Genomic DNA, 21,861 nt, shown 5'->3' with positions numbered 1-21,861 from the left:
CTAATAGTTTATAACGGTTTTTAAGCTGTGTAAAACTTATGCATTTTTTTATGATGAAAAGCCTAATCACTAGATTAGGCTTTTATTTGCCTAAGCAATTATTCTTTTACCACCAAAACTTGGATTTTAGTGCTGTTTAGAACATCTTGTGCAAAACTACCTAAAATAAGTTTTTGGAAACCTTTGCGACCATGAGAACCAATAACGATCAGATCTGATTTTAAGTCTTCTACAGCTTTTAAAATGCCATCAGATGAGATTTCACCTTGAATAATTTGTGTATCAATATCAACGCCTTCTTCAGCACATAAGGCTTTTACCTTGGCAAGCGTTTTTTCAGCATTCGCACGCGCTTCAACAAAATAATCTTTTACAACAGGAGAGATGTAATAAAAATCAACACCACTAAATGGATCTACTGCAACAAGACTAATTGCTGTAAGTTTACTACCAAAAGCTTTAGCAATATGGGCAGCTTGTCGGGCTGCTGCCAAAGAAATCTCGGAACCATCCACAGGTACAATAATATGTTGATAATTCATAATGTTATTCCTCTTATTTACAAGTTGTTATATGTATGAAGCTTTTCTTACTTAAAGATTAACACATTTGTTTAAAGGTAGAAATCAATTCAATTAAGTTGTCATTAAATTAAATAAAAATGAAATATATAATTGATTTTTATTGCTTTTAAAATGAAATTGCTTGATCGATATAGAGTAGAGTGTAAATTTTATTTTTTAGATGAACTTTACAATAAATTACTTTTCATATTTTTGTCATACAGAACTCGTATAACCAAATAGTATATTGAGTGGGGGAGTATAAGAATGGCAGATTTAACAGCAAAGAAAGTAAGTAAACTTATTGAAGAATTTCGCCAAACAGGTAAAGAACCGGAAAAATTAGTAATTGGATATAAAACTTATGCAAGACTTATGGCGGACGATAAGTTTGCTGAAAAAGTAGTACCTTCACTGGAAAATTCAAAAGATCGTTTATATAAAAATCTGAAAATAAAACTTATTACTGAAAAGCACTATTTTGAAGTTAAATAAATTATAATTGTGATATTTGTCACAGTTTATTTTTTATTATTAACATTTAGCAAGAATTATTAACATATTGTTTTTGAGTTAATACAAAGAAGGTGTGTATTCAACATTTGAGAACAGTATTTATTGCTAAAAGCGCTAGAATGAGTTGATTTTATCGTAAATGGTTGAATAAACTAAATGTTTAAGTTAATTATAATTTTATTTTATCTACTCACTATTCTAGGTGTTTTATCTATACTAGGAGGTGTATTAACTTTAAGCTTCTTTTTGATAATTATTGGTTTAGGACTAATCTGTGCTGCATTACTATTGAAGAAAGAATTTAAAATTGATGTTTTGTTTTGGAAATAATCAGCCGTTATATATTATTAATTCAATAAAAATAATTAAACCACCTCATCTAGAGTGAGGTGTATATAAAATACTTAAATATTATATATGCTGTTATAATTTATTGGTACTCAACAGTACTTATTACAATTCTAAGTAAAATAGAAAATTAAAAATTATTTCAAGTATTTAAAAATAAAAAGATTTCCTTTAGGATTAAAGTAAAATGAAGTTGTCTCTTTAGTATAAGGCAAACGATAACAAAACAGAGGTGTACGCATGAGCTATAAATACGAATATGCAGGGTTCTGGTTACGATTTGGTGCAATGATTATTGATACACTTATTCTCTTTTTAGCAATTATTCCAGCTGCATGGGTTTTTTATCGTGGAGATTATGATCTGATATTTGCGACAGGAATGAGTAGTAAACCGCAAAACTATTGGTTTGATCTGATTGTAAATTATGCTTTTCCATTTTTATATACCGTTTTATGTTGGCTCTACTTTGCAGGTACACCAGGTAAACGCCTTATGCGTTTAAAAGTTCTCGATGAAAAAACGGGTAATAAGTTAACTTTGATGCAATCCATCATTCGTTATATTGGATATATTCCATCCATCTTAGTATTTTGTATTGGTCTTATTTGGGTGGCATTTGATCCTAAAAAACAAGGCTGGCATGACAAAATGGCGAAAACTGTGGTAGTCAAAGAGCTGTGATTTTAAGCTGGAATTTTGTTAATAAAAAATTACAAAAAAATTCTTGTGTGTTATAGAGTAAAACATATACTTGCCGCGAGTTTATTTAATGGAGATCCTAAATGGGTAGTTGTTCGAGGTTCGAGTTTAATTATCAATTAAACCAAAGCCAATACTGAGCAAGATAACCATTAGGAAGGGCTATCTTGCAATGAGATAGCTTTGTAAAAAATTAGATTAAACCTATACAAATTATTTTTTGTAATTAAGTACTTCAAGCACTTATCTATTTAGTTTCTCGCTAGAAATGGGGAGAAGCCAATGTTCTTATATGCTTCCACACACTGCTATAACTACCAAAATTCAATTTTGGTAAATAATTCGTCTCATACGATTCAAAGTATTCGAGCTATGTTCAAGCCCGCGACTTTCCGTCAGCGTTGGTTCGGCTTTGGGCTAATTTTCTCTTCTTCATCGTAACTCTACGATCTCCGATTCCTTTCTAAATTTTAAATTTTTATAGACTTTATTTATCAATAAGGTCGAGAGCTTTGTACGCCTAAAAAATGGAGGATTTCGCGATGAAATTCTGGCAACGACTCTTCACAGCATTTTTACAAAGATTTCATTTGATGCGTTTTTTTGGTCGTAATCGATCTTTTAAAGAGCTACATCAATCTAGCTATGCTCAAGAAATTAGCAAAAATTTATCTATGCGTTTGCTCGATGCATCAAGAGCCCAATCAAGTGATTTATTAAAACAATTCGATACTCATTACACAGGGCTTACAGAAGAACAAGCACATACCCAGCAAATGGCAGTGGGGCTTAATGAGATCACTCATGAGAAGCCATTAACTTGGTGGCAACATCTTTGGTATTGCTACCGCAATCCGTTCAATATTTTGCTTAGCCTTTTGGCATTAATTGCTTTTTTTACCGATGATTTAACGGGTTCAACCATTATTAGCGTGATGGTTATTCTCTCGACGTTACTTCGTTATTGGCAAGAAGCAAAATCAAATCAAGCTGCAGATGCTTTAAAGGCAATGGTAAGTAATACCGCTACAGTACTGCGTCATCAAGTTAGTGCAGAAGATTTAGAGCTTATGCATGAGCGTTATGGCATTGATATTAAAAACCAAACCAATCACCAATTTGAAATGCCAATTCAATATTTGGTGCCAGGTGATGTGATTTTATTATCTGCAGGTGACATGATTCCTGCTGATTGCAGAATTTTAAATGCGAAAGATTTGTTTGTCTCTCAAGCTGCAATGACTGGTGAATCAATGCCTGTCGAGAAATTTCCATTGCAGAAAAATCTCGAAGAAACGAGTGCTTTAGAGCTAGATAACATTGTATTTATGGGGACCAATATTGTTTCTGGTTCGGCTCAGGCAGTTGTTTTAAGTACGGGTATTCAAACATATTTTGGTGCACTTGCTCACCGAGTTACGGCTACTGATCGAAGTAACACGGCATTTCAAATGGGTGTCAACAAAGTCAGTTGGTTACTTATTCGTTTCATGTTGGTGATGGCACCTGTTGTACTTTTTATTAATGGTTTCACTAAAGGTGATTGGACAGAGGCATTTTTATTTGCATTATCGGTTGCTGTTGGTCTTACTCCAGAAATGCTACCGATGATTGTGACTTCAACTTTAGCCAAGGGTGCGGTTTTCTTATCTAAAAAGAAAGTAATCGTTAAACGTCTAGATGCGATCCAAAACTTTGGTGCAATGGATGTTTTATGTACCGATAAAACTGGAACGCTAACTCAAGACAAAATCTTTTTATCTCAACATATTGATGTTCATGGGGAAAAATCAGACTTTGTACTCATGCAAGCATTTTTAAATAGTTACTATCAAACAGGTTTGAAAAATTTGCTTGATGTGGCAGTGTTAGAAGCTGTTGATGATCAGATCAAAACTCAAAAGTTACGTTATAAGAAGTTAGATGAAGTTCCTTTTGATTTTGATCGCCGCCGTATGTCGGTTGTTGTAAAAACCCCTCAAGAAAAAGTGCGTATGATTACCAAGGGCGCAGTTGAGGAAATGTTAAAGGTTTGCCGTTATGTCGAGGTAAATGGCAAAGTAGAGCCTTTAACAAAGCAACGTGAAGTCGCAATTGAAGCATTAACTCAACGTTATAACCGAGATGGCTTACGTGTTGTTGCTGTAGGGTATCGTGAGTTTGATAATAATCAGGAAAATTATTCGGTTGTTGATGAAAGTGATTTAATTTTAATTGGTTACGTCGCATTTCTTGATCCACCTAAAGAGTCTGCTCGAGAAGCAGTACAAAGTTTGCATGCTCATGGTGTAACCGTAAAAGTACTTACTGGTGATAATGAGTTTGTCACTCAAAAAGTGTGCCGAGAAATTGGTCTGAACTATGATCAAGTTCTATTGGGCGGTGTAATTGAAACCTTAACCGATGAGCAGCTCAAAAGAGCAGTAGAGCAATACCATATTTTTGCAAAGCTTAGCCCTGTACATAAAGAACGTATTGTTGAGCAGTTAAAAGCCAACGGTCATGTGGTTGGTTTCTTGGGAGACGGTATTAATGATGCCGCGGCTATACGCGCTGCCGATATTGGTATTTCAGTAGATACGGCAGTAGATATTGCTAAAGAATCAGCAGATTTAATCTTGCTTGAAAAAAGCTTGATGGTACTTGAAAAAGGTGTAATTGAAGGCCGTAGAACTTTTGCCAATATGTTGAAATATATCAAAATGACGGCAAGTTCAAATTTCGGTAATGTTTTTTCGGTATTAATTGCGAGTGCTTTTATTCCATTTTTACCAATGCTGCCTATTCACTTACTCATTCAAAACTTACTTTATGATGTGTCACAAATCGTGATTCCATTTGACAACGTTGATGAAGAGTTAATTGCAAAACCGCAGCGTTGGCAACCTGAAGAAGTTGGCCGTTTCATGGTGGTGTTTGGACCGATTAGCTCTATTTTTGACATTATCACTTTTTGTTTAATGTGGTTTGTGTTTTCGGCAAATACACCTGAACATCAGACTTTATTCCAGTCTGGCTGGTTTGTAGTGGGGTTACTCACTCAAACGTTAATTGTGCATATGATCCGTACGTCTAAGATTCCATTTATTCAGAGTCGTGCTGCAACCCCATTGTTAGTCATGACAGTAGTGATTATGTGTATTGGTATTTTCTTACCAATGGGCCCTTTAGCAAGTTATTTAAAACTGCAAGCTTTACCATTAAGTTATTTCTTATATTTGCCTTTAATTTTAATTGCTTATATGTGTATTACTCAATGGGTGAAAAAAATCTATATCCGCCGTTACGGCTGGCAATAAAATTATAGGTGCAAGATGAAGTTGCAATTTCTACAACATGCAGATTTATCCAATATTATTGATACATTAATTAGTCTTTCAGTTGCTTTTATTTTAGGAGCTTTAATTGGATTTGAACGGCAATATAGGCAACGGACTGCTGGTCTTCGGACCAATGTGCTGGTCGCTGTAGGTGCTGCAATCTTTGTGGATGTTGCAACAAATCTTACTGGAGCAGATGGCGCTGTTCGGGTCATTGCTTATGTGGTTTCGGGTATTGGTTTCTTGGGCGCAGGTGTAATTATGCGTCAAGAAGGTAACATCCATGGCTTAAATACCGCAGCAACTTTGTGGTGTTCTGCTGCGGTAGGGGCTGCTGCGGGTTCTGACTTAATTATTGAAGCCATACTGGCAACAGCTTTTATTTTATCTGCCAATACGTTGTTAAGACCGATTGTTCATATCATTGATCGTCGTCCATTAGACGATGATACAGAGGTTTTACATGTAATTTATATTATCTGTGACCGAAGTCAGAGCAAAGTAGTTATGGATGAATTAAATCTAACGTTGAAACACCACAATTACCCTCCCAAAGACATTGATGTAACACCTTTTGGAGAGAAAGAGGTTGAAATAGAAGTGACCTTAATTGCGACTTCAATTGAAGCGGAAGAAGCGCAGCATATTATTAACCACTTAAATGCGATGCCACAAATAAGACAGGCTTTTTGGGATAAAAACGCAATTAATTAATTTAATGAGACTTTGCACTTAATTGTTTATGAAATGCTCTAAATGGTTAAGCGCAAAGTTTCTATTGTAGGTGTTATTTTTTAACCTTAAATTTAAGGACTACAAATACAATAATACCGACAATTAGTCCCCAAAATGCCGAACCAATACCGAAAAATTGAATACCCGAAGCACTACATAAAAAGGTAAATAGTGCTGCTTCACGGTCTTCAATTGGGCCAAAGGCAAGCGCAATGTTATGGCTAATGGTGCCAAGTAATGCAATACCTGCTAAAGCTACAATAAAAATATGAGGAAAGGACATGAGTAAGCTTGTCAGTGTTGCTGCAAAGAGTCCCATCAATGCATAGAAAAAACCAGAGCTTATGCCAGCAATATAGCGTTTACTTGGGTCAGGATGAACTTGATCATCAAGGCATACAGCCGCACTGATCGCGGCAATATTGACGCTATAACAACCAAAAGGCGCAAGCAAAACTTGGGTTAAACCAGTCCAGCCAATAAGTTGATTGACATGTGGTTTATAGCCATAACTTTTAATCATGGCAATACCAGGTAAATACTGTGAAGCCATACTAATCACAAACAGTGGTAGCGCTAAGCCTAAAACTGCTGACCAGCTAAACACAGGACTAATCCAAACAGGTTTAGCCAAAGACCAGTGAAGTGTAGGCATATGAAAGTCTAAAAACACAGGGCAGAGCACAACACCAGCAAGTGCTGTGAACACGATGCTATAACGCGGCCATAATCTTTTGGTAATGATATAAATGACGAGTAAAGATAAAACGAATGCCCAATCATTTTGCAAACTTGCGAAAAGTGAAATACCAAATTTGAGTAAAACGCCTGCAAGCATGGCACTGGTCAAGCTTTGAGGAATATATGAAAGCGCCTTTTGAAATATTCCTGAAAAACCTAAAACCGCAGTCAGTACACCAACAACTAAAAAAGAACCAATTGCTTCATTTATGCTATATCCACCGCCAGTTGCAATAATTAGAGCGAGACCGGCAGTAGACCAAGCTGTTGCTACAGGGTATTTAAATTTCCAAGAAAGGATGAGTCCTGATAAACCAAGACCCAAACCTAAAGCCCAAAACCATGAGGTGATTTGTTCAGGTGAAGCATTTAAAGCTTGGGCTGCCTGAATCACTAAAATAGCCGAAACACTAATACCAATTAGAAAGGTAATGAAACCCGCGAATACGGCTGGAATAGAAAAATCTTGAAGAATCTTTTGCATGGCTAAATATTCTAAGTCCCTGAAAAATTAATATGTTTCTGCCTATATTTTCAGCCAGATAAATCTAACAATTTTTTTAAAGAAGGTGCTTCCTATTTTGGGTGTAAAAATGAAATAATATTTTTTATATGGTTCTAAATGCTATTATTTATTTCATAATAAGTAATTAAATTTGGATATTATTTTTATGAATGAGCAAGCTGAAAATTTGACACCGCTTGAGCTGAAAATTATGCGTTGTTTACAAGAAAATGGACGCTTAAGTAATGCTGAACTAGCAAAACTTGTTGGTATTAGTACCTCGTCATGTTGGAATCATACGCAACGTCTTTTTAAAATTGGAGCCATCTTAGATGTTCGTGCTCGAATCAATCCAAGTCTGGTGCAGCGTGAGACCATCGTTTTGGTTGGGGTAGTGCTGGACCGTTCAACACCGGATAGCTTTCAAGCTTTTGAACAAGCCGCAGGTGATTTGGAGAATGTTCTAGAGTGTTATCTAGTTGCCGGAGAAGTCGATTATTTTCTAAAAATTCGTGTTAAAGACTTAGCTGCTTTTAACCGATTTCATAGTGAAAAAATTATTGCCTTACCGGGAGTAAGGCAGGTGAGAACATTCTTTGTACTTAATGAAGTCAAAACAGATGGCATGCTGGCATTTTAATAATTTAATAAGTTTTAACTTTATTGCCTTAGTAAATTACATGGTTGAAGTGGCCAGCTTTAAACCGAACCCAAAAAATAAAATACCCACTAAGAAAATTCCGCTTGCTGCAATTTTATGATTTTGCTTAAAAAATGCTGAGAGTTTAATTCCAGAGAAAATGAGCGCTGTTAAATAGCTAAAACTAATAATTTGTAAAATTACCGCTAAGATTAAAAAACTTAAAGCTGGATAAGCATAATCTGGATTAATAAACTGAACAAAGAAAGATAAGAAAAATAAAATTGCTTTAGGGTTAAGTAAACTAATACTTAAGGCAGTTTTGTAAGGGTGAATTTTATCTAAAGTAGGTAAATCAGCCATTTCAGCTTGTGGTTGATTACGTAATTTCCAGCGTTGAATACTGCCTTGTAAAAGTTTAAACCCTAAATAGGACAGATAAAGTGCACCAACGAGTTTAAGAATAATAAAAACCCAAGGGAATGCTTTTAATAAAGAAGCGGCACCTAATACGGTACATAGCATTAAAATAAGATCACCAGTAAAAATACCAAGTGCACCCATATATCCAGTTTTAATACCATAGCGTGAAGCAATTGACATCACATAAAGGGAATTGGGTCCGGGTAATAACACAATTAGGAGTGTACCAATAATATATGTTGTTAGATCTGTTATGCCGAACACGAGAAACTCAATAAAAAACCGATTTTTGTCATGATAACAAAAATCGGTAATTTTGTATGAAAAGTGCAGTTTTTTAAGATTTAATTTCTGCATCAATTCCAAAGGATTGACGTAACAAAAGGCTTAATTGATCTCGCGCTTTAATGAAGCCATCAACACCACCTTGTAAAAGTTGGAAAGCCATTAAGTCATGATTGAGTTCGTCTTTAAAACTTTGTTCGTTCTGAGCAGGTCTAATAATCGCTTCTGCTTGTTTTGCTTGAGTTGCATCAAGTGCAGCTTTAACAGCACGTGTATCTTGCTCAAGTTGAGTAAGTAGTCCCGGCGAAATTGTTAGCAAGTCACATCCTGCAAGGCCAAGCACTTGATCGATACTACGGAAGCTCGCACCCATCACTTGAGTTGGAATATTTTGCTGTTTGTAATAGGTATAAATTTTCTTAACTGAAACTACGCCTGGGTCTTTTTCGATTGGGTAAGAGTCGACACCTTCAGCTTTTTTGTACCAGTCTAAGATACGGCCGACAAATGGTGAAATTAAAGTCACTTTCGCATCTGCACATGCCTGAGCTTGGTGTAAACCGAAAAGAAGAGTGAGGTTACAGGCAATACCTTCAGCTTCGAGTACTTTAGCAGCCTGAATACCTTCCCAAGTCGACGCAATTTTAATAAGAATACGTGACTGATCAATACCATAACCTTTGTAAAGTTCACATAATTCATGTGCTTTTTGAATGGTTGCTTCAGTGTCGTATGAAAGGGCAGCATCAACCTCTGTTGAAACTCGGCCTTCAATGAGTTTTAAAATTTCTACACCAAATTTTACGGTTAAAATATCAATGGTTCTTTCGATCAGCTCATCATTTTTATAGCCTTCTTCTTTGGCTTGATAATAAGCATCTTCAATGAGCTCTTTACTTTCTGGTTGTTCTGCTGCCGCAGTAATCAATGAAGGATTCGTTGTAGCATCTAAGGGACGAAATTTACGAATAGCATCAAGGTCGCTACTGTCAGCAACAACGGTCGTTAATGTTTTTAATTGGTCAAGTGCTGTATGAGTCATTGATATTCAACATCTTCAGTAATAAATCTTATGTTTTCTTTATAGCACAAACTCTATCCATACTGTCGATATATCAATTGTTATGTTTCAAAGAAAAACGTTTATGTTCTGCATCTAAATTGAAATTATTTTAAGGAACCTGCTGCATTCGCTTATTACGAATATAGTCAATCAGGAAGCGTGCAGCAGCGCCGAGTTCACTTTCACGACTCCAGACCAAATCAACGTAATATTCAAAGCGCGGTGTAAAATCAAATACATCTAATGCTTTAAGCTTGTTGTTTAACTCAGGGTTTTCTTTAAACATCTCTTGCGGCAGTACTCCCCAACCCAAATTACGTAAAATCATTAAGCACGCAGAGTGGTGGTTATCTGTACGCCAGTAATGTTTTGAAAATAATAATTCGGGTTTTAAGGTTTCATCTCGACTTGCTACCACAATTTGTCTCGTACCCAAAATCTGCTCATAAGAAACATGCTCTTGGCTTGCGAGCGGATGGGTTTTTGAAATAACAGGAATTAAGACTTCACGTTTGAGTTCAACAAACTGCTCTCTATTGTCTAAATGCTCACGTTCAAACATAAGGGCCAGTTGGGCAGAGCCATCTAATAACATTTGAAGCGCATCTTCTTGAGGGGCAGACACAATATTAATTTGTAAGTCTGGAAAACGGCTTTCTAGTAGACAAACATAGTCGGTCCAATTGGTATGTAACAGCTCAGACACTACAACAATAGTAAGATTTGGTTCCAGCCCAGTACTTAATGCATGCGCGTGCTGTTTCCATTGATTCATTTCAATCAATAGTTGTGCCGTCTTTTCATATAGCACTCGTGCTTCGGCTGTAGGAGTAGGTTCGCGCCCTTTGCGTTCAAATAAAGTCAGGTTCAGATCGATTTCTAAATTAGCAATCGACATGCTCACAGCAGAGGGGACTTTACCGAGTTTCCGTGCTGCTGCTGAAAATGAACCTGTTTCCATAACGGCTTGGAACATGAGAAGTTGTTCTTGATTAATATTCATCTGTCAAAAAAATTGAAAGAACCTGATTGGATTAATCAAAATTATAAAAATAAAATGCACATTATCCAAGTTATTATTGAGTATTTAAAAATGTTGATTTCCAAGAGAAGACTCATTCATGCAATCAGTTATGAAGGAATTTTGTTGGTCATCATTGCGATTGCATTAAGTTTTATTTTTGACATGCCGATGGAAGTGACTGGAACACTCGGTGTGTTTATGGCAGTGGTTTCTGTTTTCTGGAATATGATTTTTAACCACTATTTCGAAAAAGTAGAGCATAAATATAATTGGGAAAGAACGATCCCTGTGCGGATTTTACATGCGATTGGTTTTGAGGGTGGTTTGCTGATTGCGACTGTTCCAATGATTGCATATATGATGCAGATGACAGTGATTGATGCATTTATTTTAGATATTGGCTTAACCTTATGTATTTTGGTTTATACCTTTATTTTCCAGTGGTGCTATGACTATATTGAAGATAAGTTTTTCCCAAATGCTAAAGCGGCATCACTTCATTAATTCACATAGATTGAAATGAAATAAGCACCCATCTGGGTGCTTATTTTGTTAGGTCGATAAATAGAAATTATTTTTCTACAATCGCCACCACACCTTCACCACCTGCTGTACAGATCGAGATTAATGCGCGGCCTGAACCTTTTTCATTAATCAATTTAGCTGCAGTAGCCAAGATACGACCACCAGTTGCAGCAAATGGGTGACCCGCACCTAAAGATGAACCATTTACGTTCAATTTAGAACGGTCAATTGAACCTAAAGGTGCATCTAAGCCAAGACGTTCTTTACAGAATTTTTCATCTTCCCAAGCTTTTAAAGTAGAGAGTACTTGAGATGCAAATGCTTCATGGATTTCGTAGAAATCGAAGTCTTGCAGTTTAAGGTTAGCACGCTTAAGCATACGAGGTACTGCATAAGCAGGAGCCATCAATAAGCCTTCTTTAGGACCGTTCTTACCAATGAAGTCAACAGCTGCTGTTTCTGAGAAAGAAAGATAAGCTAAAACTTCATGTCCGTTTTCTTTTGCCCATTCTTCAGAAGCAAGCAATACCACAGACGCACCGTCAGTTAACGGAGTTGAGTTACCTGCAGTCATTGTTGCAGTTTCGCCTTTACCGAAAACTGGTTTTAACTTAGCAAGTTTTTCAACTGTACTGTCCGGACGTAAGTTGTTGTCACGGTTAAGACCTAAGAATGGAGTCATTAAGTCATCAAAGAAACCGCGATCATAAGCAGCAGCAAGTTTTTGATGGCTGCTTGCAGCTAGTTCGTCTTGTGCTTCACGAGTGATGCCCCATTCTAATGCAGTGATTGCTTGGTGCTCACCCATTGAAAGGCCAGTACGTGGTTCACCATTGCTTGGTGCATCAAGAAGCTTTTTAAAATCAATTTTTGTTAAAGCTTTAAGGCGGTCTTTACCAGTTTTAGCAACATTAAGCTCAAGTAAAACTTTACGTAAACCATCACCTACAGCAATTGGCGCATCAGAAGTGGTATCTACACCACCTGCAATACCTACGTCGATTTGACCAAGGGCAATTTTGTTGGCAACGACAAATGCTGCTTGTAAACCTGTACCACATGCAATTTGAATATCATAAGCAGGAGTTTCTGGAGCAAGATCTGTGCTCAATACAACTTCACGAGTCATGTTGAAGTCACGGCTATGTTTTAAAACAGCGCCCGCAACAACCTCACCAATACGCTTACCTTGTAAATTAAAGCGCTCAACCAAACCATTCAATGCTGCTGTCAGCATGTCAGAATTAGACGCTTTAAAGTAAGCAGTATTTGAACGTGCAAATGGAATACGGTTGCCACCAAGGATTGCAACGCGGCGAACAGTGTTTTGACTCATGGTTTTATCCTGTTGAACAGAAGTTTTGGTTTTTGTTGCTTTTGGTGCTGCAGCTACATTTGAAGATGTAGACGGGGTTGCTGAAGCAGCGCTCTTACTACGAGGGCTACGTGCAGGTGCAGTCGTTGAACGAGTACGTGTCGTTTTTGGTGTATTAGTTGCTGCTTTAGGAGTAGTGCTGTTACGCTTAGCCGTGTTAGAAGCCGACTTTGATGTATTTGACACTTTTTCCTGAGCAGAATTCTCGACTGCTGGATTTTCTTGAGTTGTTTTGCTCATAAGGCTTTTCCAAGCATAATAACGATATTCTTGTAAGCTACCTTAACACAATTCAAATAGACCTGTATTGACTAGAATGACATTGTAGATAGCATTCAGGTCAAGACATCAAAAGATGAACTCAAGTATGATTTGGAGTAACTCTAATGAACGACTGCTTTCATATTGTTTCTTTCCATCTCATAACATAATGAAGCCTGTCGTAGAAAATTCATTTCTTTGAGAGATAATAATCATGACTGATCAATACCAAGCATTTACGCAATCTCCTATTGGTAAATTCGTTGTTAAAAATCTGGGTTTACCATCGCCAGTTGTATTAGAGCGTTTTGAAAGTGCTCAGCCAGTAGTGAATGGTGCAGTATTGGTTGGCGCAGCGCCGTCAAGTGTTTTGTCTGGTGCGATTGCACAAGTACTTAGCAATATTCATGCTGACAGCTATGTAGGCAATAATGTTGCATTACAACAAGAAGCTGCAAAAGTTGGTTTAAATTTACGTCCATTCAATGCGGGCGATAAAGAATCAAAATTCAAAGCAGTTGTATTTGATGCATCTGGTATTCAAAACTCAGAACAGTTAAACGAACTTTACAAATTCTTTAATCCGATTGCACGTCAAGTTGCGACTTCTGGTCGAGTGATTGTGATTGGTACAACACCTGAAACTGCAAAAACTGTAAAACAGGCAATTGCTCAGCGCGCACTTGAAGGCTTTATCAAATCTGTAGGTAAAGAATTTAAAAAGGGTATTACTGCTCAAGTTGTTTATGTTGATGAAGGTGCTGCTGCAAATCTTGAATCAACATTACGTTTCTTGCTTTCTCCACGTTCAGCCTATGTATCTGGTCAAGTAATTCGTGTATCTAAAGCAGATGTAGTGGATGTCGATTGGGCAAAACCGCTTGCTGGAAAAACTGCGTTAGTGACTGGTGCGAGCCGTGGTATTGGTGAGGCAATTGCACACGTGTTGGCACGTGACGGTGCTCATGTTATTTGTCTAGATGTACCACAACAACAAGCTGACCTTGATCGTGTAGCGGCTGATATTGGTGGTTCTACATTGGCAATTGACATTACAGCTGCTGATGCGGGCGAAAAAATTAAAGCTGCTGCGGCAAAACAAGGCGGTTTAGATATTATTGTTCATAACGCAGGTATTACACGTGACAAAACTTTGGCAAACATGAAGCCAGAGCTTTGGGACTTAGTAATTAACATTAACTTGTCTGCTGCTGAACGCGTAAATGACTACTTATTAGAAAACGATGGTCTAAATGCAAATGGTCGTATTGTTTGTGTATCATCAATTAGCGGTATTGCAGGTAACCTTGGTCAAACCAACTATGCTGCTTCAAAAGCTGGTGTAATCGGTTTAGTAAAATTTACTGCACCTATCTTAAAAAATGGTATTACCATTAACGCAGTAGCACCTGGCTTTATCGAAACTCAAATGACTGCGGCAATTCCGTTTGCAATTCGTGAAGCAGGTCGTCGTATGAACTCAATGCAACAAGGCGGTTTGCCTGTTGATGTGGCAGAAACAATTGCATGGTTTGCATCAGCTGCTTCTACAGGTGTAAATGGCAACGTTGTACGTGTGTGTGGTCAAAGCTTGTTGGGCGCTTAAGCACTCTTAGCTAAATAGGGGTGCTTGTGCATCCCTTTTTTATTCAAGAATCTATAAATTATAAAAGGTTAGGTATGAATACTCGTCATTTTAGCCAACTACCAAAAGCGGCATTGGCTTATCCAAAAGTAGTACAAGGCTTAATTTTTAAAAAGCCGCAGGGGCCAAAAATCTTACCACAAGTTGAATATGTGGTAGACCATCTTGAAATTGATCAGAGCCATCTCAAGGCTTATAACGAAGTATGTGGCTTTCAAAATAATGGCTTTGTACCGGCAATTTATTTAGCGGTACTTTCTCAAAGCTTGCAAATGCACATGATGACAGCAGAAGCCTTTCCATTTCCAATTTTAGGTTTAGTGCATATCCGTAACCAGATTAAACAGACTAGACCTATTGGTGTAACTGAAAAACTAACTTTGTCATGCAAATTTGGGGAATTAAAACCGCATGATAAAGGCGTTCAGTTTGACTTTATTACCACGGCAAAAGTTGGCAATGAAGTAGTGATGGAAGGCTTAACGACTTATTTATCTCGCCAAAAAGTCGAGAAAAGAGTGGGTGAGAAAGCCAAAGAAGAACAAGCACCAGTTTATGTTCCAAAGGCCCAGTGGGATATTTTAGAAAACACAGGCCGCCGTTACGCGAAAGTGTCTGGTGATTTTAACTTAATTCATATTCATGCCATTACTGCAAAAGCATTTGGCTTTAAGCAAGCAATTGCACATGGTATGTGGAGCAAAGCTAAAGCACTAGCGAATCTTGAATTACCTAATGCTTATGAAGCAGATGTCTGGTTTAAGCTACCAATGTTCTTACCATCAAAAGTTGAGTTTTTAACTGCCAATACAGACAAAAAGACTGACTTTTTGATTCGTAATGCAAAATCGCAAAAACCGCATGTTGCAGGAACAGTAAAAGCATTATAAAAATATCAGCAGCCTGAACACAGGTTTGGGCTGCTTTTGAGCAAAATAACAAAAAATGCAAGGAACTTCATGTGATTAAAGAGATTTTACTGGCCGATACCCATAACTATCACGGTATTTTAGATGAACGTTTTATTGATTTAGCTCACCAGTTCAGCCGTCTTCAAGATGCTAGAACAGGACAAGGTGGAGCTGCTTTAGCGGTTTATTTTAGAGGTCAGAAAGTTGTAGATATTTACACCGGTCTAAAATCACAAACTGAAGCTTGGCAACCTGATACTTTGGCAGTTTGCTACTCTACAGGGAAAGGTGTACTTGCAACCTTAGCACATATTTTAGTCAGTGAAGGTTTTTTAGAATATGACAAACCGATTGCGACTTACTGGCCTGAGTTTGCTCAGAATGGTAAAGAGCAAATGACTTTGCGTCATGTGTTGAGCCATCAAAGTGGTATGTTTGATATTCGAAATATTATTGAAAGTGCGAGGGAAATGTTCGACTGGCGACATATGTTGAATGTAATGGCTATGTCCAAGCCAAGATTCATTGCAGGACAGGGCAACGCTTATCAAGCCTTAACATTTGGTTGGCTTGTTGGTGGAGTACTTGAAAAAGCAACTGGTCAATCTTTAGATCAACTCATGCAAAAATATCTCATTGAACCGTTGCAGTTAGATGGTGCTTATTTTGGTACGCCTGCAAGCCAGTTGGAACGGGTAGCTCGTTTAATTATTCAACCGAAACCAGAAAAACCAGCATCTGCTCAAGCTGAAAAACCTAACAAACCTCAGCCACGCAAAAGTTCACTTTCTGAAAAAATGATTACATGGACTGGGCAGGACCCGCAAGATTTTCAGGATGCTATGATTCCAAAAGGAATGAAGAATTTTAGTTTCTTTAGTGATGAAGGATTGCAAGCTGTTATTCCAGCAGCAAATGGTACATTTACTGCGAATAGTCTTGCTAAAATTTATGCGATGCTGGCAAATAAAGGCGAATGGGATGGACAGCAACTCATTCGCCCAGAAGTATTTAAAGAGCTGAGTACCATTCAAAGTTATGCACGTGATCGTGTCATGCCAATACCAATGAATTGGCGTTTAGGATATCACCGTATTATTACGATGGGTAAACGCGCTAAAAATGGCTTTGGGCATATTGGCTACAATGGTTCAGGGGCATGGTGTGACCCTGAGCGTGATCTTAGCTTTGCCTATACCCATAACTTTCAGATTGGTTCAATCACGGGTGACTATCGTTTATGGGGATTGACTCAAGAAACCTTACGCTGCACTGACCAAGTTTTAAAAGGGCGTAAAGGTTGGTTCTAAATTTTATATAATCAATAAATGCTGGTGTTTTTTAATAAATGCCAGCTCCCATTTATAATAATTCTAGACGAATAATTGCTTCAGTATGACGCTTAAAGTCGTTTTCAGCTAAACCTTGTAATCCAAGTTGATAAATACCTTCTAATCCGCACACAAAAGCAATAAGTCGCCATGCTATGTCTGTTGAATTAGATATATTTTTAAATTCGCCTTCTTTCTTACCGAGTTCAATTGCTTGCACAATAGATTCATGCCAACTTTGCATGGCAAGGTTATAGGCCTTTTGTATTTCTGCATCTTGTTCAATTAAGAGTTCTGCTTCATTCCATAATCGTAAGTAGGGCTGAAGTCTATCTATGTTTTCTGCACCTAATAAGATGAATAGCCTTTGAAATTGGCTAGTGGTTTTTAGGGTTTGTTCAATTTCATCAAGTTGTTCCATCAGCTTTAAAAAAGCTTCAGCTTTTAAATGAGATGCCGAAGAAAAATGATGATGAACTTGTCCGGTTGAGGTTTGTGCTTCTGTTGCGATTCTACGTACCGTCATGGCTGTAAAACCTTCAGCCAAAGCAATTTGCATGGCAGCTTGCAATATCATTTCTCTACGTTGATCGCGATTAAGATAGGCCATGTTTCTTTCACCTGACTGAATTCGACACAAACTACATTAAATTTAAAAATTGGACAAGTGTCCAATTGTGTATATAATAACCATGATTTGAACACATGTCCAATTTTTGGATATTAGAAGAATGTTATGCAAAAGAAATGGTTAATTCTGACAATTATTGTCCTTATTTATTTACCTGTGACAATCGATGCAACAGTGATGCATGTTGCTACACCGACTTTAAGTGAAGCATTAAATTTAACTGCCAATCAGCTTTTATGGATCATTGATATCTATTCACTGATTATGGCGGGTTTAATTTTGCCGATGGGTGCACTTGGTGATCGTATCGGCTTTAAAAAATTATTATTTATAGGAACTACCGTTTTTGGTATTGGTTCTCTAGCTGCGGCTTTTTCTCCAACGGCCTATGCCTTAATTGCTTCACGTGCTGTTTTAGGCTTAGGGGCAGCTATGCTTATTCCTGCCACTTTATCAGGCATCCGTAATGCTTTTACCGAAGAAAAGCAGAGAAATTTTGCACTCGGTCTCTGGTCTACAGTAGGTGGCGGTGGGGCAGCTTTTGGCCCGCTAGTTGGTGGATTTGTGCTGGAACATTTCCATTGGGGAGCTGTATTCCTCATTAACATTCCGATTATTTTAGTGGTTCTAGTTATGATCGTAATGATCATTCCTAAACAACAAGAAAAAACTGATCAGCCAATTAACTTAGGCCAAGCTTTAATTTTGGTTGTAGCCATTTTAAGCCTGATCTATTCAATCAAATCGGCAATGTATAACTTCTCGGTACTTACAGTCGTGATGTTTGTGGTGGGCATAAGTACTTTAATTCACTTCATTCGAAGCCAAAAAAGAACGACCACGCCAATGATTGATCTGGAATTGTTTAAACATCCAGTGATTTCTACCAGCATTGTCATGGCAGTTGTTTCCATGATTGCGTTGGTTGGCTTTGAATTACTCTTGTCTCAAGAGTTGCAGTTTGTGCATGGGTTTTCTCCATTACAGGCAGCCATGTTTATTATTCCATTTATGATCGCAATTAGTTTAGGTGGTCCACTAGCAGGAATCTGTTTAAATAAATGGGGACTTAGACTTGTATCTGCTGTTGGTATTTTAATAAGTGCACTCAGTCTCTGGGGACTTGCCCAACTTAACTTTTCGACTGATCACTTTTTAGCGTGGACGTGTATGGTCTTTTTAGGCTTTAGTATTGAGATTGCCTTACTGGCTTCAACTGCTGCCATTATGTCATCTGTACCCCCACAAAAGGCGAGTGCAGCAGGTGCGATTGAAGGTATGGCCTATGAGCTTGGAGCTGGTTTAGGCGTCGCTATTTTTGGTTTGATGTTGTCTTGGTTTTATAGTCGCTCAATTAGTTTACCGGCCGAGCTTCCGTCAAACTTAATTGAAAAAGCGAGTATTTCAATTGGTGAAACTATGCAATTAGCATCTAGCCTTGAAAAACCTTTAGGAGAGCAATTAGTTGCGGTTGCGCAGCAAGCTTTTAGCTATGCACATAGTTGGGTGCTTACTATCTCAGCCATTTGTTTCTTCCTGTTAACTGTATTTGTCTGGTTTAGTTTTCCTAAGAAAGTAAACTAAAATAAAGGGTAAAAAGAGAGATTTATCTTTCTTTTTACCCTCAAATGTCTTTTTAATATTTTCTTTATATTCAATTTAGTTATTTAATTCTCATAAACAAACTATTATTTAATAAATTTCATGTTTTTATTTCAAAATGATTCAAACATCATCTTATTGAAATTTAATAAAAAATTAATGATTTGAAAATTGACTGCAAAAAAATGGTTTGTTAACCTGCTATTCGAAAATCTAAAAACAAATAAAAGAGGCTACTGTGAATTTTAAATTAAAAACATCACTTATTATTGGTGCAATTGTTGCATCTTCACTTGTATATGCTGCAACCGTACTCTCACCAAATCAGAATAATAATAGTGGATCAATTCCGACGGGTTATTCAGATTTAGAGTTTTCTTTAGCTAATGGAAATTGGGTAAAAAATCTCTCTTTACCAACAAATGCTAATAATTCAGACAAAATTACAATTCGTTCTAGTGCTGCTTATAGTAGTTATTTAGACACTTCTAATACGAATATTCCGTTAGAAGTGTTGAAGATAAATAGCGGAGATATCTATCAATTCATTTTTAATAGTAGTCAAAATAAATGGATTGCTCAGCTAGCAACGGTTAGTCCTACTACAGGGGCTAACTATGAGTTAATACCGTTAACGACTGCAACCATGCAAAAAGTACTTATTCAAGATGGCAAATGGGCACAAACCATTGCTTTACCAAGTGATGTGCGTGACGGAACAACCGTACAAGTTGTTTCTACAGCAAGTGTAAGTTCGGATATTGATAAAACCAACTTACTATTCCCGAGCAGTTTTACATTAAAAAATGGTTCTGAATATTGGTTTAAATATTATTCTGCTTTAGGAAAATGGGTGCCAGAATACATAAAACCTCAGAAGTTAAATGTTCAGCAAATTGGAACATCTTTAGCAGCCGTAAATAGCCCACTTACCGAAATTGCATTTGGAGATGGAAATTGGGTTTCTAATTTCACTTTACCTACCACTGCAAATGATCGGGATAGGATTATTATCAAGTCTACTGCAACTTGGTCTGCAAAAATTAATAATACCAATGTTAATAGCCAAGCGACCTTAACCCTTAAAACAGGCGATCAGTATGAGTTTATGTATGTAAGCGACAAAGGCTATTGGCAGCTCATCTCTTCACCAACAAAAGTGATTGATTCAACGGCAACAATTCCTGCAATTTTACCGAATATGACCCAACCCACTTTAAAGGTAAAACTGTCTACATCCAATTGGCAGCCGACCTTGCAGCTACCAGTTCAAGCTCAAGTCGGAGATAAGGTGGTCATTGTGTCGAATTCATCGGCCGACACCTATATTAATGCTGCTAATGGTTTGTCGACAGCAATTAAAAATGGTGAAAACCGCCGTTTTATCTACACCGCTCAAGGTTGGACAGTAGATAGTTATACAATTGATATGTTGTTGGTTTCTAGCCCAGAAGTAAACTCAATTTTAGGTGAGAGTGCAGCAAAACTTAGAATGATTGAAGGCGTAAATTTAACAAACTTAACCGCTGAAAATTCAAATGCACGTTTTTACTTAAGAGATGTGGGCTATTTAACTTATAAAATCCCAGCTACTACTTTAAAAGAAGCAATCTCGACTGGACGAGATGACACGACGGTACAAAACGAGCGGAAACGTGTATTGGCAGACGGTGTTTATTATCAAGGTAATGAACCTGGGGATGGCGGTTGTGGCTGGGCTTGGATTAACGCTTCGGCATATAACATGATTGGTGCAAATGATATTGCAGGTTGTTCTTTTGCAGCCATGCGTCATGAAGTTGGGCATAATCTTGGTCTATATCATAATGGCTCAACCAATATCGGTTCAGGTTTTGCTCATCCCTTAGGTAGTACTGCAATGGGTGGCAATAATATTAATTTTTATTCTAGTCCATACCTTTACAATCCTAAATATGGTGTTCGTTTGGGTGAAGAAGGAAAAATTGATGCGGTTAGTGTGATTAACCTGAACGCACAAAAAATTTCTCTATATAACTAATCTCTATTTTTAGCTGTAAATAATGAAGAAAAATAAGTTGTTAATAGGAACTGCTATCGCTTGTGTGGCGTTAGCAGTTTTAGTCTGGTTTGCTTTTTCACAGCAAAGCTCTTCTGCTTTAACGTTCTCTCCAGAAAGTCGGCAACAATCTGGGGCAAAAATGATAGAGAGTCAAAATATTCTGAATTTGAGTCCGTCAGAAAAAGAAAGGTTGTCTCAGCAACATATTGTTTTTAATGAAGTAGAAAAAGATCAATTGCATTCTAAAGCTAATTTTCCCTTGCTTAAAAATGCTAAAGGTATGGCCATTAAATATGATCCAAATGTGATCGAACTTAAAAAAGTCGGGGACACTGTTAAATTTCAGATGTTGGAATATGGCATTAATCGTACAGGGAAAATTGTAGAGATCGAACCTGTTGATCAGGATATTATTCGATGGACTGGTAGATTTGATCAAGGCGATCCGAACCAAAATTTCTTTACCATTACTCAAAGTCAAAAAGACCACTATACGATCATGCAAATTTTTACCGAGAAAGGAAATTATTCGGCTGAAATTAAAGATGGTGTCGGGTTGGTACAAACTATGGATGAGGGGGTTACGGATCAAGAATTACATCATGATCATCCATAAAGGAATAAATGATTTTGGTAGAGAAAAGAAGCCAGTTCGCAGTTTATCTGTACGGATA

The 21,861-nt window shown here is 37.3% G+C and carries 20 protein-coding genes; 13 read left to right on the top strand and 7 right to left on the bottom strand.

The features are described from left to right. Positions 1-98: 98 nt before the first annotated feature. Positions 99-542, bottom strand: a complete 444-nt coding sequence (locus HMPREF0014_RS14040; RefSeq protein ID WP_002053669.1) for a universal stress protein — start codon at positions 540-542, stop codon at positions 99-101. Between the two features lie 288 nt (positions 543-830). On the opposite strand from HMPREF0014_RS14040, the gene HMPREF0014_RS14035 reads away from it, so the two are divergent. The 5 genes from HMPREF0014_RS14035 to HMPREF0014_RS14020 all read left to right on the top strand — a co-directional run bounded on the left by HMPREF0014_RS14035 (position 831) and on the right by HMPREF0014_RS14020 (position 6,163). Beyond that, positions 831-1,058 (top strand): hypothetical protein, encoded by a 228-nt coding sequence (locus HMPREF0014_RS14035; RefSeq protein WP_000774578.1) that lies wholly within the window; start codon positions 831-833, stop codon positions 1,056-1,058. Between the two features lie 177 nt (positions 1,059-1,235). Then, positions 1,236-1,409, top strand: a complete 174-nt coding sequence (locus HMPREF0014_RS26265; protein WP_022575551.1) for a hypothetical protein — start codon at positions 1,236-1,238, stop codon at positions 1,407-1,409. Between the two features lie 258 nt (positions 1,410-1,667). Further along, the gene (locus HMPREF0014_RS14030; RefSeq protein WP_002053613.1) at positions 1,668-2,111 is read left to right on the top strand and encodes an RDD family protein; all 444 of its coding nucleotides are present in this window, start codon (positions 1,668-1,670) and stop codon (positions 2,109-2,111) included. Between the two features lie 560 nt (positions 2,112-2,671). After that, positions 2,672-5,428, top strand: a complete 2,757-nt coding sequence (mgtA, locus tag HMPREF0014_RS14025; RefSeq protein ID WP_020992245.1) for a magnesium-translocating P-type ATPase — start codon at positions 2,672-2,674, stop codon at positions 5,426-5,428. 15 nt (positions 5,429-5,443) lie between these two features. Continuing rightward, positions 5,444-6,163, top strand: a complete 720-nt coding sequence (locus tag HMPREF0014_RS14020) for an MgtC/SapB family protein (protein WP_004886634.1) — start codon at positions 5,444-5,446, stop codon at positions 6,161-6,163. Between the two features lie 73 nt (positions 6,164-6,236). Here the strand turns inward: HMPREF0014_RS14020 and HMPREF0014_RS14015 are convergent, their stop codons facing one another. Then, positions 6,237-7,409 carry a benzoate/H(+) symporter BenE family transporter gene (locus tag HMPREF0014_RS14015; RefSeq protein ID WP_004886636.1) on the bottom strand — a complete coding sequence of 391 codons (1,173 nt, stop codon included), beginning with the start codon at positions 7,407-7,409 and terminating at the stop codon, positions 6,237-6,239. Between the two features lie 187 nt (positions 7,410-7,596). On the opposite strand from HMPREF0014_RS14015, the gene HMPREF0014_RS14010 reads away from it, so the two are divergent. Continuing rightward, complete coding sequence (locus tag HMPREF0014_RS14010) at positions 7,597-8,070, top strand: Lrp/AsnC family transcriptional regulator (RefSeq protein WP_004886638.1); 474 nt, start codon at positions 7,597-7,599, stop codon at positions 8,068-8,070. Between the two features lie 36 nt (positions 8,071-8,106). On the opposite strand, the gene leuE is transcribed toward HMPREF0014_RS14010, so the two are convergent. The 3 genes from leuE to HMPREF0014_RS13995 form a co-directional block, all read right to left on the bottom strand. Continuing rightward, positions 8,107-8,757 carry a leucine efflux protein LeuE gene (gene leuE / locus HMPREF0014_RS14005; RefSeq protein WP_004886640.1) on the bottom strand — a complete coding sequence of 217 codons (651 nt, stop codon included), beginning with the start codon at positions 8,755-8,757 and terminating at the stop codon, positions 8,107-8,109. A gap of 73 nt (positions 8,758-8,830) precedes the next feature. Further along, on the bottom strand, positions 8,831-9,820 hold the full coding sequence (tal, locus tag HMPREF0014_RS14000; RefSeq protein WP_004886642.1) for a transaldolase: 990 nt from the start codon (positions 9,818-9,820) through the stop codon (positions 8,831-8,833). 130 nt (positions 9,821-9,950) lie between these two features. Next, on the bottom strand, positions 9,951-10,844 hold the full coding sequence (locus tag HMPREF0014_RS13995; protein WP_004886644.1) for a LysR family transcriptional regulator: 894 nt from the start codon (positions 10,842-10,844) through the stop codon (positions 9,951-9,953). Between the two features lie 90 nt (positions 10,845-10,934). On the opposite strand from HMPREF0014_RS13995, the gene aceI reads away from it, so the two are divergent. Continuing rightward, positions 10,935-11,369, top strand: a complete 435-nt coding sequence (aceI, locus tag HMPREF0014_RS13990; RefSeq protein ID WP_004886645.1) for a chlorhexidine efflux PACE transporter AceI — start codon at positions 10,935-10,937, stop codon at positions 11,367-11,369. A 67-nt stretch (positions 11,370-11,436) separates the two neighbouring features. Here the strand turns inward: aceI and HMPREF0014_RS13985 are convergent, their stop codons facing one another. Continuing rightward, complete coding sequence (locus HMPREF0014_RS13985; RefSeq protein ID WP_002053671.1) at positions 11,437-13,005, bottom strand: acetyl-CoA C-acetyltransferase; 1,569 nt, start codon at positions 13,003-13,005, stop codon at positions 11,437-11,439. Positions 13,006-13,240: 235 nt separating this feature from the next. Between HMPREF0014_RS13985 and HMPREF0014_RS13980 the strand changes: the two genes are divergently transcribed. The 3 genes from HMPREF0014_RS13980 to HMPREF0014_RS13970 all read left to right on the top strand — a co-directional run bounded on the left by HMPREF0014_RS13980 (position 13,241) and on the right by HMPREF0014_RS13970 (position 16,892). Beyond that, entirely contained in the window at positions 13,241-14,632 is a 1,392-nt protein-coding gene (locus HMPREF0014_RS13980) for a 3-oxoacyl-ACP reductase (RefSeq protein WP_004886646.1), read from the top strand. Between the two features lie 74 nt (positions 14,633-14,706). After that, positions 14,707-15,561: a MaoC/PaaZ C-terminal domain-containing protein gene (locus HMPREF0014_RS13975; protein ID WP_004708236.1), complete on the top strand. Its 855-nt coding sequence runs from the start codon at positions 14,707-14,709 to the stop codon at positions 15,559-15,561. Between the two features lie 71 nt (positions 15,562-15,632). Next, on the top strand, positions 15,633-16,892 hold the full coding sequence (locus HMPREF0014_RS13970) for a serine hydrolase domain-containing protein (RefSeq protein WP_004886647.1): 1,260 nt from the start codon (positions 15,633-15,635) through the stop codon (positions 16,890-16,892). Positions 16,893-16,944: 52 nt separating this feature from the next. Here HMPREF0014_RS13970 and HMPREF0014_RS13965 read toward each other — a convergent pair whose 3' ends face one another. Beyond that, positions 16,945-17,523, bottom strand: a complete 579-nt coding sequence (locus HMPREF0014_RS13965; RefSeq protein ID WP_004886648.1) for a TetR family transcriptional regulator — start codon at positions 17,521-17,523, stop codon at positions 16,945-16,947. A 126-nt stretch (positions 17,524-17,649) separates the two neighbouring features. Here HMPREF0014_RS13965 and amvA point away from each other — a divergent pair, with 126 nt between their 5' ends. The 3 genes from amvA (at position 17,650) to cpaB (ending at position 21,803) form a co-directional block, all read left to right on the top strand. Continuing rightward, positions 17,650-19,128 carry a multidrug efflux MFS transporter AmvA gene (gene amvA / locus HMPREF0014_RS13960; protein WP_004886649.1) on the top strand — a complete coding sequence of 493 codons (1,479 nt, stop codon included), beginning with the start codon at positions 17,650-17,652 and terminating at the stop codon, positions 19,126-19,128. 256 nt (positions 19,129-19,384) lie between these two features. Next, a complete protein-coding gene (gene cpaA / locus HMPREF0014_RS13955) occupies positions 19,385-21,166 on the top strand; it encodes a metalloendopeptidase CpaA (protein WP_004886650.1) in 1,782 nt (593 codons plus the stop codon). A gap of 22 nt (positions 21,167-21,188) precedes the next feature. Continuing rightward, on the top strand, positions 21,189-21,803 hold the full coding sequence (gene cpaB, locus HMPREF0014_RS13950; RefSeq protein WP_004886652.1) for a metalloprotease secretion chaperone CpaB: 615 nt from the start codon (positions 21,189-21,191) through the stop codon (positions 21,801-21,803). Positions 21,804-21,861: the final 58 nt, after the last annotated feature.

This window comes from Acinetobacter sp. RUH 2624 (assembly GCF_000162375.2).
Classification (GTDB): Bacteria; Pseudomonadota; Gammaproteobacteria; order Pseudomonadales; family Moraxellaceae; genus Acinetobacter; species Acinetobacter nosocomialis.
The sequence above is the reverse complement of the archived record's forward strand: the minus strand, read 5'-3'. Positions and strand labels throughout refer to the sequence as shown.

What these genes read in the sequence shown, in the direction of transcription:
- HMPREF0014_RS14040 (WP_002053669.1), bottom strand. Translation starts at nt 542, where the DNA reads ATGAATTATCAACATATTATTGTACCTGTGGATGGTTCCGAGATTTCT.
- HMPREF0014_RS14035 (WP_000774578.1), top strand. Translation starts at nt 831, where the DNA reads ATGGCAGATTTAACAGCAAAGAAAGTAAGTAAACTTATTGAAGAATTT.
- HMPREF0014_RS26265 (WP_022575551.1), top strand. Translation starts at nt 1,236, where the DNA reads ATGTTTAAGTTAATTATAATTTTATTTTATCTACTCACTATTCTAGGT.
- HMPREF0014_RS14030 (WP_002053613.1), top strand. Translation starts at nt 1,668, where the DNA reads ATGAGCTATAAATACGAATATGCAGGGTTCTGGTTACGATTTGGTGCA.
- mgtA (WP_020992245.1), top strand. Translation starts at nt 2,672, where the DNA reads ATGAAATTCTGGCAACGACTCTTCACAGCATTTTTACAAAGATTTCAT.
- HMPREF0014_RS14020 (WP_004886634.1), top strand. Translation starts at nt 5,444, where the DNA reads ATGAAGTTGCAATTTCTACAACATGCAGATTTATCCAATATTATTGAT.
- HMPREF0014_RS14015 (WP_004886636.1), bottom strand. Translation starts at nt 7,409, where the DNA reads ATGCAAAAGATTCTTCAAGATTTTTCTATTCCAGCCGTATTCGCGGGT.
- HMPREF0014_RS14010 (WP_004886638.1), top strand. Translation starts at nt 7,597, where the DNA reads ATGAATGAGCAAGCTGAAAATTTGACACCGCTTGAGCTGAAAATTATG.
- tal (WP_004886642.1), bottom strand. Translation starts at nt 9,820, where the DNA reads ATGACTCATACAGCACTTGACCAATTAAAAACATTAACGACCGTTGTT.
- HMPREF0014_RS13995 (WP_004886644.1), bottom strand. Translation starts at nt 10,844, where the DNA reads ATGAATATTAATCAAGAACAACTTCTCATGTTCCAAGCCGTTATGGAA.
- aceI (WP_004886645.1), top strand. Translation starts at nt 10,935, where the DNA reads ATGTTGATTTCCAAGAGAAGACTCATTCATGCAATCAGTTATGAAGGA.
- HMPREF0014_RS13985 (WP_002053671.1), bottom strand. Translation starts at nt 13,005, where the DNA reads ATGAGCAAAACAACTCAAGAAAATCCAGCAGTCGAGAATTCTGCTCAG.
- HMPREF0014_RS13980 (WP_004886646.1), top strand. Translation starts at nt 13,241, where the DNA reads ATGACTGATCAATACCAAGCATTTACGCAATCTCCTATTGGTAAATTC.
- HMPREF0014_RS13975 (WP_004708236.1), top strand. Translation starts at nt 14,707, where the DNA reads ATGAATACTCGTCATTTTAGCCAACTACCAAAAGCGGCATTGGCTTAT.
- HMPREF0014_RS13965 (WP_004886648.1), bottom strand. Translation starts at nt 17,523, where the DNA reads ATGGCCTATCTTAATCGCGATCAACGTAGAGAAATGATATTGCAAGCT.
- amvA (WP_004886649.1), top strand. Translation starts at nt 17,650, where the DNA reads ATGCAAAAGAAATGGTTAATTCTGACAATTATTGTCCTTATTTATTTA.
- cpaB (WP_004886652.1), top strand. Translation starts at nt 21,189, where the DNA reads ATGAAGAAAAATAAGTTGTTAATAGGAACTGCTATCGCTTGTGTGGCG.